The 12,855-nt window shown below is 73.8% G+C and carries 9 protein-coding genes; 5 read left to right on the top strand and 4 right to left on the bottom strand.

The window, feature by feature from the left end; all coding sequences use genetic code 11:
• The 3 genes from ACFRCR_RS11020 to ACFRCR_RS11010 all read left to right on the top strand — a co-directional run.
• A partial coding sequence (locus ACFRCR_RS11020) for a 5'-nucleotidase (protein WP_377677503.1) occupies positions 1 to 659 on the top strand: 659 nt, incomplete at its 5' end.
• A gap of 10 nt (positions 660 to 669) precedes the next feature.
• On the top strand, positions 670 to 1,560 hold the full coding sequence (locus ACFRCR_RS11015) for a DUF1353 domain-containing protein (RefSeq protein ID WP_377677502.1): 891 nt from the start codon (positions 670 to 672) through the stop codon (positions 1,558 to 1,560).
• 71 nt (positions 1,561 to 1,631) lie between these two features.
• Positions 1,632 to 3,542, top strand: a complete 1,911-nt coding sequence (locus ACFRCR_RS11010) for a glycerophosphoryl diester phosphodiesterase membrane domain-containing protein (RefSeq protein WP_377677501.1) — start codon at positions 1,632 to 1,634, stop codon at positions 3,540 to 3,542.
• A 129-nt stretch (positions 3,543 to 3,671) separates the two neighbouring features.
• Here ACFRCR_RS11010 and aceB read toward each other — a convergent pair whose 3' ends face one another.
• Positions 3,672 to 5,444: a malate synthase A gene (gene aceB / locus ACFRCR_RS11005; RefSeq protein ID WP_377677500.1), complete on the bottom strand. Its 1,773-nt coding sequence runs from the start codon at positions 5,442 to 5,444 to the stop codon at positions 3,672 to 3,674.
• A gap of 107 nt (positions 5,445 to 5,551) precedes the next feature.
• Positions 5,552 to 6,976 (bottom strand): isocitrate lyase, encoded by a 1,425-nt coding sequence (gene aceA / locus ACFRCR_RS11000; RefSeq protein WP_377677498.1) that lies wholly within the window; start codon positions 6,974 to 6,976, stop codon positions 5,552 to 5,554.
• 177 nt (positions 6,977 to 7,153) lie between these two features.
• Here aceA and ACFRCR_RS10995 point away from each other — a divergent pair, with 177 nt between their 5' ends.
• The gene (locus tag ACFRCR_RS10995) at positions 7,154 to 8,674 is read left to right on the top strand and encodes a helix-turn-helix domain-containing protein (protein WP_377677496.1); all 1,521 of its coding nucleotides are present in this window, start codon (positions 7,154 to 7,156) and stop codon (positions 8,672 to 8,674) included.
• Between the two features lie 3 nt (positions 8,675 to 8,677).
• Here the strand turns inward: ACFRCR_RS10995 and ACFRCR_RS10990 are convergent, their stop codons facing one another.
• The gene (locus ACFRCR_RS10990; protein WP_377677494.1) at positions 8,678 to 10,240 is read right to left on the bottom strand and encodes a methionine--tRNA ligase; all 1,563 of its coding nucleotides are present in this window, start codon (positions 10,238 to 10,240) and stop codon (positions 8,678 to 8,680) included.
• A 310-nt stretch (positions 10,241 to 10,550) separates the two neighbouring features.
• Positions 10,551 to 11,270, bottom strand: a complete 720-nt coding sequence (locus ACFRCR_RS10985; RefSeq protein ID WP_377677492.1) for a TetR/AcrR family transcriptional regulator — start codon at positions 11,268 to 11,270, stop codon at positions 10,551 to 10,553.
• Positions 11,271 to 11,372: 102 nt separating this feature from the next.
• Here ACFRCR_RS10985 and ACFRCR_RS10980 point away from each other — a divergent pair.
• On the top strand, positions 11,373 to 12,855 hold a 1,483-nt coding region (locus tag ACFRCR_RS10980), incomplete at its 3' end, for an MFS transporter (RefSeq protein ID WP_377677490.1).

Here is a 12,855-nt window from a genome sequence, read left to right as displayed (position 1 = left end):
GGCACCTCGCCGCAGCCGGCCCGACGGCGGAGCCCACGCCCGGTGTGCCCAGCGCCCCGGGCGGGGCACAGCCGGCGCCCGACGACGCGGCTGACGCCGAGCTGCGCGTGGCCTTCGACTTCGACGGCGTGCTCGCCGACGACAGCGCCGAGCGCATCTTCCAGTCGGACGGGCTCGAGCAGTTCCACCGGTACGAGAGCGCGCGCAAGGTCACCGAGCACCACGCGGGGCCGATCCTGCCGTTCCTGCGGGCGCTGAGCACGATCCAGCGCCGCGAGGAGGAGCGGGTGGTCGAGGACCCGACGTACCGGCCCCGGGTGCGCGTCTCGATCGTCACGGCGCGCAGCGCGCCCTCGCACGAGCGGGCCGTGAACACGCTGCGCTCGTGGGGCGTGACGGTCAACGACGCGTTCTTCATGGGCGGCGCCGACAAGGGGCGTGTGCTGCGCGTCCTGCGTCCGCACATCTTCTTCGACGACCAGCGCGGGCACCTCGACCCGGTGGCGCGCGAGGTCGCGAGCGTCCTGGTGCCGTACGGCGTGACGAACGAGGCGACGGTGGTCCCGGACGGGTCCCACGGGTCTGCCGCGCCGGCGGCAACCGCGGCCACCGTGCCGGACCGGACCGCGGACGCCCCCGCCCCCGCCCCGGTCGGCTGAGGCGGTCGTCGTGCCCTTCGTCGCGCCGCTGCCAGGTGACCCGGACCGCTGGGTGCCCGCCGCGACGGTCGACCTGCGTCAGCTGCCCGTCGCGGGGCGGTGGAAGGTCTTGTTCGAGGTGCTGACCCCGTTCGGGTACACGTCTCGTCCCGCCGACGAGCATGACCCGTCCGGGCCGGTGTGGCACCGGGGATCGGTCGAGCAGACCGTCCCGACGGGCCTCGTGACCGACCTTGCGTCGGTCCCCATGCCGCTGTGGGGAGTGGTCGCGAGCTACGGACGCCAGACGCTCCCGGCGATCCTGCACGACGCGACCTCGCGGGCGGTCGCGGACTCCGACCGGCCCGCGAGCAGCAGGCGGGCCGCGCGCCGCGACGCCGACCGTCTCTTCCGGGGAACCCTGCGCGAGACCGGCACGGGCCCTGTCCGGCGGTGGCTCATGTGGGCGGCGGTCCGGATCTTCGGGAGCCTGCCGGTCGTGGTCGCGTTCCTGCTCGCGGTGGTCGCCGGGGTCGTCGCGCTCGGCCTGCGGGTCGCCGGCGCAGGTACGGACGGAGGGGGCGGCCCGTGGCTCGTGGGAGTCCTCGTCGTGGCCGCCGCCGCGCTCGGCGTGCTGCTCACCCTGGCTCTTTGGAACGGGGTCGAGTCGCGCCCGACCCCGGGTGGCTCCGAGCGCGTGCGCTGGGTGCCCGCCGCGTCGGGCAGCGTGCTCGGCGCGGCCGGGATCGGCCTCGTCACGCTGCCCCTGATGCTGCCGCTGATCGTGCTCACGTTCGTGACCGAGCTCGTCGTCGGACTGGGGGAGGGCGGCCGCGCCGGCGTCCGGGCGCAGGACGTGGCGCCGGGCGGTTCCGAGGAGGGCCTCCCGACCACCCGCATCACGTATCCGGCGGCCGGGTGAAGTCTCACCCGCCGCGCCCCCGGGGCCCTCGCGCCCGACGGCACCGAGCGCCACGCCCGTAGGCTGCGGTCGTGCCCTCCGCCGCCCGACCCGCCGCGCGCCCCCTCGACGACGGGGCGAGGGCCGGTCTGCTGCTCCCCGCGGCCCGCACGGTCCGCACGCACCTGCCGACCTACCTCCTGACCGTCGTGCTCCTCCAGGGCGTCACGGGCCTGGTCGTCGTCCCGCTCATGGCGTGGCTGTTCGACCGGGCGCTCGCGGTCGCCGGCGTCCCCGCGTTCACGCACCTCGACGCGGTGCGGGTCCTGTCGAGCCCGGGCGCGGTGCTGCTGCTCGTCCTCCTGGCTCTGGTGGCCTCGGTCGTGGTGCTCGTCCAGCAGGGGGCGTTCCTCGCGATCGGCGCGCGCGTGCGGGTGGGGGAGCCGGTGTCGTTGCGCGGGGTCGCGCTCGACCTCGCCCGTGCGAGCCGTCGGCTCCTCGGCCCCCAGCTCGTGCTGTTCGTCGGGTACTTCTTCGTGCTCGTCCCGGTGGGCGGGTTCGGGATGGCGGCGTTCCTCGTGCGGGGGATCGCGATCCCGGACTTCGTCGTCGGTGAGCTCCTCAAGTTCGACGGCGGCCTGTACGTCTACCTCGCGTTCCTCGCGGGAGTCCTGTTCCTCAACCTGCGCCTGGTGCTGACGCTCGCGATCCTGCTGACCTCCGACGCGTCCGTCGCGGGGGCCATGGCCCTGAGCTGGCGCGCGACCCGGCGGTCGTGGCCGCGCCTCCTCGGCGTGTTCGCGGGCGTGGGTCTCGCGGTGCTCGTCGTCGCCGCGGGGGTCGTGACGCTCGCGCTGGTCCCCACGCGGGTCGCGGACCTGCACGCCCCGGGCCTCGCGTCCGTCGTCGCGGGGGCGACGCTCACGGTCGTGGAGGTGGTCGGGTTCGTGCTCGCGGGGTTCGTCACGGCGGTCCTGACGCAGGTCGTGGTCGCGGTCGCGGCGGGGGGCGGGGCGCCGCTGCCCGACGTCGTCGCTCCCGCGGGCGCCACGACCTCGCCCGGGTCGGTGCCCGGGCACGAGGCGGCCGCACCGGGACGGCACGTGCTCCTCGGCCTGTTCCGCGGCCGGGCGGACCGACCGCGCGCGGTGCGTGCCGCCGTCGGGCTGGCTGCCGTGCTGGTGCTCCTCGCCGTCACGGCGGCCAACACCCGAGCCATGACCACGCTCGCGCGCGAGGAGCCCGGCGTGGTGATCGCGCACCGTGGCGACCCGGGCGGCGGCGTCGAGAACTCGATCGCGTCGCTCGAGTCAGCCGCGGCGCTCGGCGCGGACTACGTCGAGCTCGACGTGCTCCAGGCCGCGGACGGTGGGCTCGTCGTCTTCCACGACCTGACCCTGCGCCGGCTCGCGGGCTCCGACCGCGCCGTGCACACCATGACGCTCGACGAGCTGACCGCGACCACGATCCGCCAGGGCGGGTTCGAGGCGACGATCCCGTCGCTCGAGGAGTTCGTCGAGCGGGCCCGCGAGCTCGACGTGCCGCTCCTGGTCGAGCTCAAGGCCCACGGCCACGAGACGACGACGTTCGTCGCGGACGTCGTCGCGCTCCTGCGCGCGCAGGGCGTCGCCGACGAGTACCTGGTCCAGTCGATCTACCCCGAGCAGGCAGACGAGGTGCGGGCGCTCGGGCCTGAGATCGCGGTCGGCCACGTCGTCCCGTTCCTGCGCGGGGCGCTGGGCGACCTGCCGGTCGACTTCGTGGCGATCGAGCAGTCCTCCGACTCCGCCCGCGTGCGCGCCGAGGCCCGTGCGGCTGGGATCGACGTCTACGTCTGGACGGTCAACGACCCTGCCGCGATGCGCGCCCAGCTGCGCGGCGGCGTCGACGGCATCATCACGAGCAGCCCACGCCGCGCCGTGGCCGAACGGGCCGTGGTGCGCGACGACCTCGCGCTGTCGACGCGGCTCGAGGACGAGCTGCGCGACGCGCTCGCGTGGTGACGGCCCGCCGAGGACGGGGTTTCGTGCACACGAGGACGGGGTCGAGGTCGCCATCCCCTCGATGACGGCCTCAACCCCGTTCTCGGCGGCTGGTCGGCCGGCCCACCGACCGACCGGCGCGAGAGGTGGTCAGCCCTCGCGCGGGCCGTCCACCTCCGACCCGACCAGGAACTGCGAGTACGCCCCGATGGTCAGGAAGGTCGGGAAGTCCTCGGCGAGGGCGACGGCCCGGAACACGTGCGCGGCGTCGTCGACCCGGTTGCCCTCGCCGCGCGGCAGGTCGTCGACGACCTCGGCGAGCAGCGCCTCGACGCGCGCCCGCGTGATGGGCACGCCGTTGTCGGTGCGTGTCCCGGACGCGATCCACTGCCACACCTGCGAGCGGGAGATCTCGGCCGTCGCGGCGTCCTCCATGAGGTGGTCGATCGCCGCGGCCCCCACGCCGCGCAGCCACGACTCGATGTAGCGCACGCCCACCGAGACGTTGGACCGCAGCCCGGCCGCGGTCACGGTGGCACCGGCTCGGCGCACCGATCCGATGTCGAGCAGCTCGTGCTGCCCCACGTTCACGTCGTCGCGCAGGCGCGAGACCTGGTGCGGCCGGTCGCCCAGGACGGCGTCGAACTCGGCGCGCGCCGCGGGGATGAGGTCGGGGTGCGCGACCCAGGTGCCGTCGAACCCGTCGCCGGCCTCGCGCCGCTTGTCCGCGCGGACCTGCTCGAACGCCTTCTCGGTCACGTCGGGCCGGCGGCGGTCGGGGATGAACGCGCTCATGCCGCCGATCGCGTGCGCCCCGCGCCGGTGGCACGTCGCGACGAGGAGCTCGGTGTACGCCCGCATGAACGGGGCGGTCATGGGCACCTGCGAGCGGTCGGGCAGGACGTACTGGTCGCCGCGGGTGCGGAACGACTTGATCACGGAGAACAGGTAGTCCCAGCGGCCCGCGTTCAGTCCCGCGCAGTGGTCGCGCAGCTCGTGCAGGATCTCCTCCATCTCGAACGCGGCGGGCAGGGTCTCGACGAGCACGGTCGCGCGGATCGTGCCCTGCTCGATGCCCAGGTACTCCTGCGCGAACACGAACACGTCGTTCCAGACGCGCGCCTCGCGGTAGCCCTCGAGCTTGGGCAGGTAGAAGTACGGTCCACGTCCGCGCTCGACGAGCTCGCGCGCGTTGTGGAAGAAGTACAGCCCGAAGTCCACGAGCGACGCCGACGCCGAGACCGCCACGCCCGCGCGGTCGACGTAGCGCAGGTGCTTCTCGATGAGGTGCCAGCCGCGGGGCCGGAACACGATGGTCGGCAGGTCGGTCAGCTCGGTCGAGCGCAGCGCGTACTCCTTGCCCTCGGGGGAGGTGAACGCGAGCGTGCCGCGGATCGCGTCGTGCAGCGCGAGCTGGCCCTCGATCACGTTGCGCCACGTGGGCGAGGACGCGTCCTCCTGGTCGGCGAGCCACACCTTGGCGCCGGAGTTGAGGGCGTTGATCGCCATCTTGGGGTCTGTCGGGCCGGTGATCTCGACACGGCGGTCCTCGAGCCCGGGGGCGCCGTGCGAGCCGGCGACCTGCCACGACGGGTCGTCGCGCACGGGCCGGGTCGCGGCGCGGAAGTCGGGGTCGATCCCGTCGGCCACGTCCTGCCGGCGCTGCTGTCGGTCCATGAGCAGCCCGTGGCGGGCGGCCAGGAAGCGGTCGTGCAGCGCGGTGAGGAAGTCGAGGGCGCCCGGGGTCAGGATCTCGCGGTAGCGCTCGCCGAGGGGCCCGGTGACGTCCAGGGTGCCCGACGGCGTCGCGCGCCGCGCGTCGTCGTCGTCGCGCCCTCCGCGAGGGCCGGGGGAGGTGGGTCGGTCGGACGAGGCGCGTGACGTCGTCGGGCCGGAGGAGTGGGTCGTGAGGGTGATGGGCATGGCGTGCTCCGATGGTCTGTGCCGCGAGACGGAGGGGAGTCGTCGAGGGAGAGGGCGGACCCTCTCCCTCGACGCGAGGCCCCCACCTCGGCGAGGCGGGGCGGGGCTTAGTGGAACTGGGCGGTCTCGGTGGACCCGGCGAGCGCGAGGGTGGCGCTGTCGGGGTTGAGGGCCGTGGCGACGCGGTCGAAGTAGCCGGTGCCGACCTCCCGCTGGTGGCGGGTGGCCGTGTAGCCGTCGGACTCGGAGGCGAACTCGGCCTCCTGGAGCTCGACGTAGGCGCTCATCGCGCGGTCGTTGTAGCCGCGGGCGAGCTCGAACATGGAGTGGGACACGGCGTGGAAGCCGGCCAGGGTGATGAACTGGAACGCGTAGCCCATCGCGGCGAGCTCCTTCTGGAAGCTCGCGATCTGGGCGTCGTCGAGGTGCTTCTTCCAGTTGAACGACGGCGAGCAGTTGTACGCGAGCTTCTTGTCGGGGTACTGCGCGTGGACGACCTCGGCGAACCGGCGGGCCAGCTCGAGGTCGGGCTCGCCCGTCTCGACCCAGATGAGGTCGGCGTACGGGGCGTACGCGAGGCCGCGCGAGATGACGGTGTCGATGCCGGGACGTGTGCGGTAGAAGCCCTCGGCCGTGCGCTCGCCCGTGAGGAACTCCTGGTCGCGCGGGTCGACGTCGGACGTGATGAGGTCCGCGGCGAGCGCGTCGGTACGGGCGATGATGACGGTCGGGACGCCCGCGACGTCCGCGGCGAGGCGGGCCGCGTTGAGCGTGCGGATGTGCTGCGCGGTCGGGACGAGGACCTTGCCGCCCAGGTGGCCGCACTTCTTCTCGGACGCGAGCTGGTCCTCCCAGTGCACGCCCGCGGCGCCCGCCTCGATCATCGAGTGCATGAGCTCGTAGGCGTTGAGGGGCCCGCCGAAGCCGGCCTCGGCGTCGGCGACGATCGGGGCGATCCAGTCGCGCTCAGGCGTGCTGAGAGGCGATTCGGCGGTCTCGATCTGGTCGGCGCGCAGCAGCGCGTTGTTGATGCGGCGCACGACGGCAGGAACGGAGTTCGCGGGGTACAGCGACTGGTCCGGGTAGGTCTGGCCGGACAGGTTGGCGTCGGCGGCGACCTGCCAGCCGGACAGGTAGATGGCCTTGAGGCCCGCGCGGACCTGCTGCACGGCCTGGTTGCCGGTCATGGCGCCGAGCGCTGCGACCCACTCCTCGGTGTGGACGAGGTCCCACAGCTTCTCGGCGCCGCGGCGAGCCAGGGTCCGCTCCTCGCGCACCGAGCCGCGCAGGGCGATGACGTCCTCGGCCGTGTAGTCGCGCTGCACGTCGGACCAGCGGGGGTCGGTCGCCCAGGACAGGGCGAGGTCGGCAGCGGTCTGCCGCTGGTCGCCGGGTCGTGAAGGCGTGTGCCCGGAGGTGTGGCCGGACGGTGCGACGGGGGCCGTGACGTCCTCGGTCCGGGAGGTCGCGGACGCCCGGGGCGTGGCGTACTCGTTCTCGGAGCGGCGGCTGATGATGGGCGGGGTGGTCACGGGGTGCCTCCAGAGCTTCGTTGCGTGCGGTGGTACTCGTTCCGGCGTGCCGCCCGGACGAGCGGTGGCCGTGGAACGACCTTCCTTCGCCGCGCAAGGGGTCCACAAGGACTTCTTCGGCAGAAGAAGTGGACTTCTTCTGTTGTGCGCAAGGAGTGGCGTGTGTCACCCTCAGTCATGGCATCTGACGCGCAGTCAGCACAGAAGTTCCTCGGACGGCCGGGCGGGGCGCCCCCGGGCGGCACGCTGCCCGTCGAGGACGAGGCCGACGCCCTCACGATCGGCCGGCGCGTCCGGCACCTGCGGACCGAGCGGGGCATGACGCTCGACGAGCTCGGGGCCGCGATCGGCCGGGCACCCTCGCAGGTCTCGGTGATCGAGAACGGGCGCCGCGAGCCCAAGTTCTCCCAGCTCCAGGCCATCGCCCGCGCGCTCGGGGCCAGCGTCGAGGACCTGCTCTCGGCAGAGCCGCCCACGCGCCGCGCGGCCCTCGAGATCGAGCTCGAGCGTGCCCAGCGCGGACCGCTGTTCGCGTCGCTCGGGCTCGGCGCGGTGCGGGTCGGCAAGTCGCTGCCGAGCGACGCCCTCGAGGCCATCGTCGGTCTCCAGCGCGAGCTCGAGCGCCTGCACACCGAGCGGGCCGCGACCCCCGAGGAGGCCCGTCGCGCGAACACCGAGCTCCGCGCGACCATGCGCGCCCAGGACAACCACTTCCCCGAGCTCGAGACGACCGCGCGCGAGCTGCTCGACGGCGTCGGGCACGCCCGCGGTCCCATGTCGCAGCGCGTGGCCGCAGACCTGGCGACGCACCTGGGATTCTCGCTGCACTACGTGCACGACCTGCCGCACTCGACGCGCTCGGTCATCGACCTCCGGCACCACCGCGTGTACCTGCCGAGCACGGGCACGCGCGCGTCGAGCGACCCGCGCTCGGCCCTGCTCCAGGCGCTCGCGTCGCACGTGCTGGGCCACCACGAACCGCGCGACTACGGTGAGTTCCTGCGTCAGCGCGTCGAGGCCAACTACCTGTCGGCCGCGCTCCTGCTGCCCGAGCGTGATGCCGTCAAGCTCCTCAAGGAGGCCAAGGACGCGCGCGAGATCTCGGTCGAGGACCTGCGTGACGCCTTCTCGGTGTCCTACGAGACCGCGGCCCACCGGTTCACGAACCTTGCCACGACGCACCTGGGGATCGGGGTGCACTTCATGAAGATCCACGAGTCGGGGATCATCCACAAGGCGTACGAGAACGACGGCGTGCGCTTCCCCGCGGACCCCCTCGGGGCCGTCGAGGGGCAGTACGTGTGCCGCAACTGGACCGCGCGCACGGTCTTCGCGGTCGAGGACCGGCTGAGCCCGTTCAGCCAGTACACCGACACCCCGACCGGCACCTACTGGTGCACCTCGCGGGTCCAGGACTCCGACGACGGCCAGTTCTCGGTGAGCGTCGGTGTGCCGTTCGGGCACGTCAAGTGGTTCCGCGGGCGCGAGACGACCGAGCGCACGGTCTCGCGCTGCCCCGACGAGTCGTGCTGCCGTCGCCCGCCCGCGGCCCTGACCGAGCGCTGGGCTGACCGGTCGTGGCCGAGCGCCCGCCCGCACGCGAGCATGCTCGCCGCGATGCCGGTCGGGGCGTTCCCGGGCGTCGACCAGACCGAGGTGTTCCGCTTTCTGGAGGCGCACGCCCCGGCGCTGCGGTAGCAGTCAGCCCAGGCGCGGGAAGACCGGCACCGGCGTGCCCACACGGTCAGGCCCGTCCGCCTGGGCGCCGAGCTGCTCGCGCAGGCGCGCGGCGCCGTCGGGCACGAACGGCGAGAGCTCGACCGCGACGACCCGGCACGCCTGGACGAGCCGCGCGAGGACCTGGTCGAGCAGCACGGCGGCCCCGGCGTCGCCGGCGCGCTCGCGGGCCGCGAGCACCCACGGCTTCTCCGCGTCGACGTACCGGTTGGCCGCGTCGACGATGCGCCGTACGGCCCCGGTCGCGGCGCGCAGGTCGGCGTCCGCGAGGGCCGCGTCGACGTCCGTCCCCACCTGCCCGACGGCGGCGCTCAGCTCGTCGGGGACCGTCGTCCGGTCGTGGGGGAGCGTGGGCACGACGCCGTCGCGGAACCGGTGCACCAGCGTGAGCGTGCGGTTGACCAGGTTCCCCACGCCGTGGGCGAGCTCGTCGTCGTGTCGCGCGACGAGGCGCTCGGTCGTGAACTCGGCGTCTCCCAGGAGCGGGACCTCGCGCGCGAACCACCACCGCAGGGCGTCGGTGCCGTACACGTCCACGAGACCGACGGGATGCACCGCGGTGCCCGCCGACTTGGCGAGCTTGGCGCCCCCGGCCGTGACGTAGTCGTGCACGTGGATCGTGGTGGGCAGCGGCACGCCCGCCGAGAGCAGGAGCGCGAGCCAGTAGACCGCGTGGAAGCGCGTGATGCCCTTGCCGATCACGTGCACGCGCTCGTCGCCGCCTGCCCACCAGGTGCGGTAGTCGTCCGCTGCGGCCGGGTCGGCGGGGTCCGCGCCGTAGCCCAGTGCCGTGACGTAGTTGGTCAACGCGTCCCACCACACGTACACGACCTGGGACGGGTCCCCGGGGACCGGGACGCCCCAGCCGTCCGAACGGGACGTGGGGCGCGAGACGCTGAAGTCCTCGAGCCCGGCGTCGAGGAACGCGAGCACCTCGTTGCGCTTGGCGGCCGGGTTGATGCGCACGCGCCCCGAGACGATCGCGTCGCGGATCGCGTCGGCGTGGCGGGACAGCCGGAAGAACCAGTTCTCCTCGACCACCCGCTCGGGCAGCGGCAGGTGCTCGGGACAACGCCCCGACGCGTCGAGCTCGTCGGGGGAGTAGAACTGCTCGCAGCCCGTGCAGTACAGGCCCTCGTAGGAGCGGCGGTAGAAGTCCCCGGCGTCGGCGCAGCGTCGCCACAGCGCCTCGACGCCGGGGCGGTGCCGGGGGTCGGTCGACGTCGACAGGAAGTCGTCCGTGGACAGGGACAGTGCGGGGCGCAGCGCCCGGAAGTCCTCGACGTGCTCGGCGACGAACCGCCCGACCTCGCGGCCCGCTGCTCGGGCCGCCGTCACGTTCTTGAGCGCGTGGTCGTCGGTGCCCGTGAGGAAGCGGGTCGGGCGTCCGCGCAGGCGCGCGTGGCGGGCCAGGACGTCGGCCTGGACGAGCTCGAGCGCGTGGCCCAGGTGCGGGTCGCCGTTGACGTAGGGGATGGCGGTCGTGACGTAGAAGGTGGGCAGTGCGGGGGTGGTCTGCGCGGTCATGGTCGGAGTCCTCTCGGGACGGCGGGCACCCTCGACGGGTGCTGCGGCGCCTCGACCGCACCGGGCCCGGACACACGAAAGGCCTCGCTGCGGCGAGGCCTTGTGGTGGAGCGCGTCAGCGCATCACGAAGGGCCCCGGGTGGGGCGCATCATGACGGTCGACGAGCAGCTCATGCGTCGACCCTAGCAGCGGGGCGCAGTGCTCCCGCAACGCGCGGTCACGGCAGGTCGACTCGCTGGCCGATCTTCCGGAGAGGCTCGCGGCGGCCGGGGGAGAGGTGGGCCTCGAGCTGTTCGTCGACGGGGCCGCTCAGTCGCCCGCGGTGGTCCCGGTGTCGCGGGAGGTCCACAGCGCGAGCCAGTCCTCCCACGAGGGGCCGGGGGCCAGGTCGGCGGAGTCCGGGGCGGCGGCGTCCGCCGTCGAGGGCGCCGACGCGGCGGCCTGCGCGAGCCCTGCGAGCACCACGCCGAGGTAGCGCAGGTGGAGGGCGTCGGCCTGCTCGCGGGGCAGGGGGAGGGGCGGGCGCAGGTGGGTGATGAGCAGCATCAGGTCCGCCGGGGTCAGGGAGGCGGGCACGAGGCCGGCCGCGCGGTCCGTCGCGAGCACCTGCTCGAGCGCCTCGTGCAGCGCGGCGGACGCGGCGTCGACCTCGGGCGTCGCGGGCGGGTGCTCGCCCGAGGAGATGATGAGCGGGCCGAACGACTCGAGGATGTGCCGCCGCAGGAAGGTCTCGACGGCCCCGGACGTGGCGCCCTCCCCGGCGTCGGCGCCCTCGGCGCACTCGCGCGCGATCTGCGCGAGCTCGTCGATCGCCGCGACGTGCAGCGCGCGGACCAGGGTGCTCTTGGTGCTGTAACGGCGGTAGATGCTGCCGACGCCCACGCCTGCTCGCTCGGCCACCTGGGCGATCGTCGCCTCGGGACCGTGGAGGGAGAAGACCTCGCGCGCCGCGACCAGGACGTTGCGGTCGTTGGCAAGGGCTTCGCGCTTGCGACCGGTGAGCGGCGGCGAGGTCGGGTCCTGGGGCATGTCTTCACGGTAGCCGTCGTGGATGCTACTTTGGAACGGAACGGAGATTCCGTTCCGATCAATCGCCGCCGGCTCGCCGGCCATCGACCGAGAGCCGTGCCCGTGACCCGTCCTGTCCCCCTGTCCACCGCCACCCTTCACAGCACGGCGCCGACGCCGACGCCGACGCCGTCGACCCGGCGCGACGAGAGCGTCTCGGGAACGCCGGCCCGGCCGGCTCTGACGATCCTGGCCCTGTCGACCGCGGTCCTGGCCTTCTCGCTCATGCAGACGCTCCTGGTGCCTGCCCTCCCGACGCTCGGGGAGGCCCTCGGGTCGGGCCCCCAGGGGACGGGGTGGATCCTCACGGCGTTCCTCGTCGCAGGGGCCGTGCTCGCCCCCGTCGTCGGCTCGCTCGGCGACCGCTACGGGCACCGTCGGGTCCTGGTCGTCACGCTCGTCGTCTTCGCCGCGGCGACCGTGGTCGCGGCCCTCGCGCCCAGCCTGGGCGTCCTGCTCGCGGCGCGCGTGGTCCAGGGCGTGAGCACCGCGACCTTCCCGCTGGCCCTCGCGATCTCGCGTCGGTCGCTCGACGGTCGGCGCCTGGTCACAGCCCTCGGGTGGCTGTCCGGGATGGTCGGGGTCGGGGCGGGCGTCGCGCTGGTCCTGGGCGGTCTGATCGTCGAGTCGCTCTCGTGGCACTGGCTGTTCTGGTCGACCGCGGCCCTGGTCCTCGTCTCGCTCGCGATGGTCCTCGCCTGGGTCCCGCCGGCGCGCATCCGCCCCGAGGGTCGCGCGGCGCGCACCGACTGGGCGGGGACGCTCCTGCTCGCGGGAGGTCTCGTCGGGCTGCTGCTCGCCGTCTCCCAGGGCCGGTCGTGGGGGTGGGCGTCGCCGATGACCTGGGGCGTCGGGCTCGTAGGGGTCTGCGCCCTGGTCGGGCTGGTCGTGGTCGAGCTGCGGTCGGCCGCGCCCCTGGTCGACGTGCGCACGTTCCGCAACCGGTCGCTCGTGATCACGAGCGTCCTGACCCTCGCCCTCGGGTTCGTGCCCTACGTGTTCTACGTGAGCCTGCCGCTGATCCTCCAGGCGCAGCCCGACGCCGGGTCAGGGCTCACGGTCACGCAGACCGGTCTGGTGCTGCTCCCCAGTGCCGTCCTGGTGTTCGTGGGCGGCCGTGTCGCCCCGGCGCTGAGCATCCGCTTCGGAGCCAAGTCGTTGGCGATCACGGCCGTGCTGGTCATGGTCGTCGCGGGAGCCGGCCTGGCCGTCCGGCCCGGCGAGCTGTGGGCCGTCCTGGTCTTCTTCACGGTCCTCGGGCTCGGCAACGGGATCGGGTTCGCGGTGTGCGCGCAGCTCGTCACGATGCTCTCGCCGGCCGACGAGGTCGCGGCCGCCACGGGGCTCAACGCGGTGCTGCGTACGATCGGGTCGGCCGTCGCGGCACCGGTCACGACCGCGCTCCTGGCGGGCGCCGTGGCCCAGGGAGGGACCGTCTCGTCGACGACACCCTTCTCGGCCGCCTTCGGGCTCGCTGCCGCGGCGGGTCTCGTCGCGCTGGTCGAAGCGGTCGTACGCGTCGACGATCCGGCCGACCAGCTTGTGC

It is taken from the genome of Oerskovia sp. NPDC056781 (assembly GCF_042789955.1).
Classification (GTDB): domain Bacteria; phylum Actinomycetota; class Actinomycetes; order Actinomycetales; family Cellulomonadaceae; genus Oerskovia; species Oerskovia rustica.
This window is presented reverse-complemented; position numbering and strand designations above follow the sequence as displayed.

Bases quoted from the DNA above. Each gene is read 5' to 3' on its own strand.
- aceB (WP_377677500.1), bottom strand. From the start codon at position 5,444: ATGCCCATCACCCTCACGACCCACTCCTCCGGCCCGACGACGTCACGC.
- ACFRCR_RS10985 (WP_377677492.1), bottom strand. From the start codon at position 11,270: ATGCCCCAGGACCCGACCTCGCCGCCGCTCACCGGTCGCAAGCGCGAA.
- ACFRCR_RS10995 (WP_377677496.1), top strand. From the start codon at position 7,154: ATGGCATCTGACGCGCAGTCAGCACAGAAGTTCCTCGGACGGCCGGGC.
- ACFRCR_RS10990 (WP_377677494.1), bottom strand. From the start codon at position 10,240: ATGACCGCGCAGACCACCCCCGCACTGCCCACCTTCTACGTCACGACC.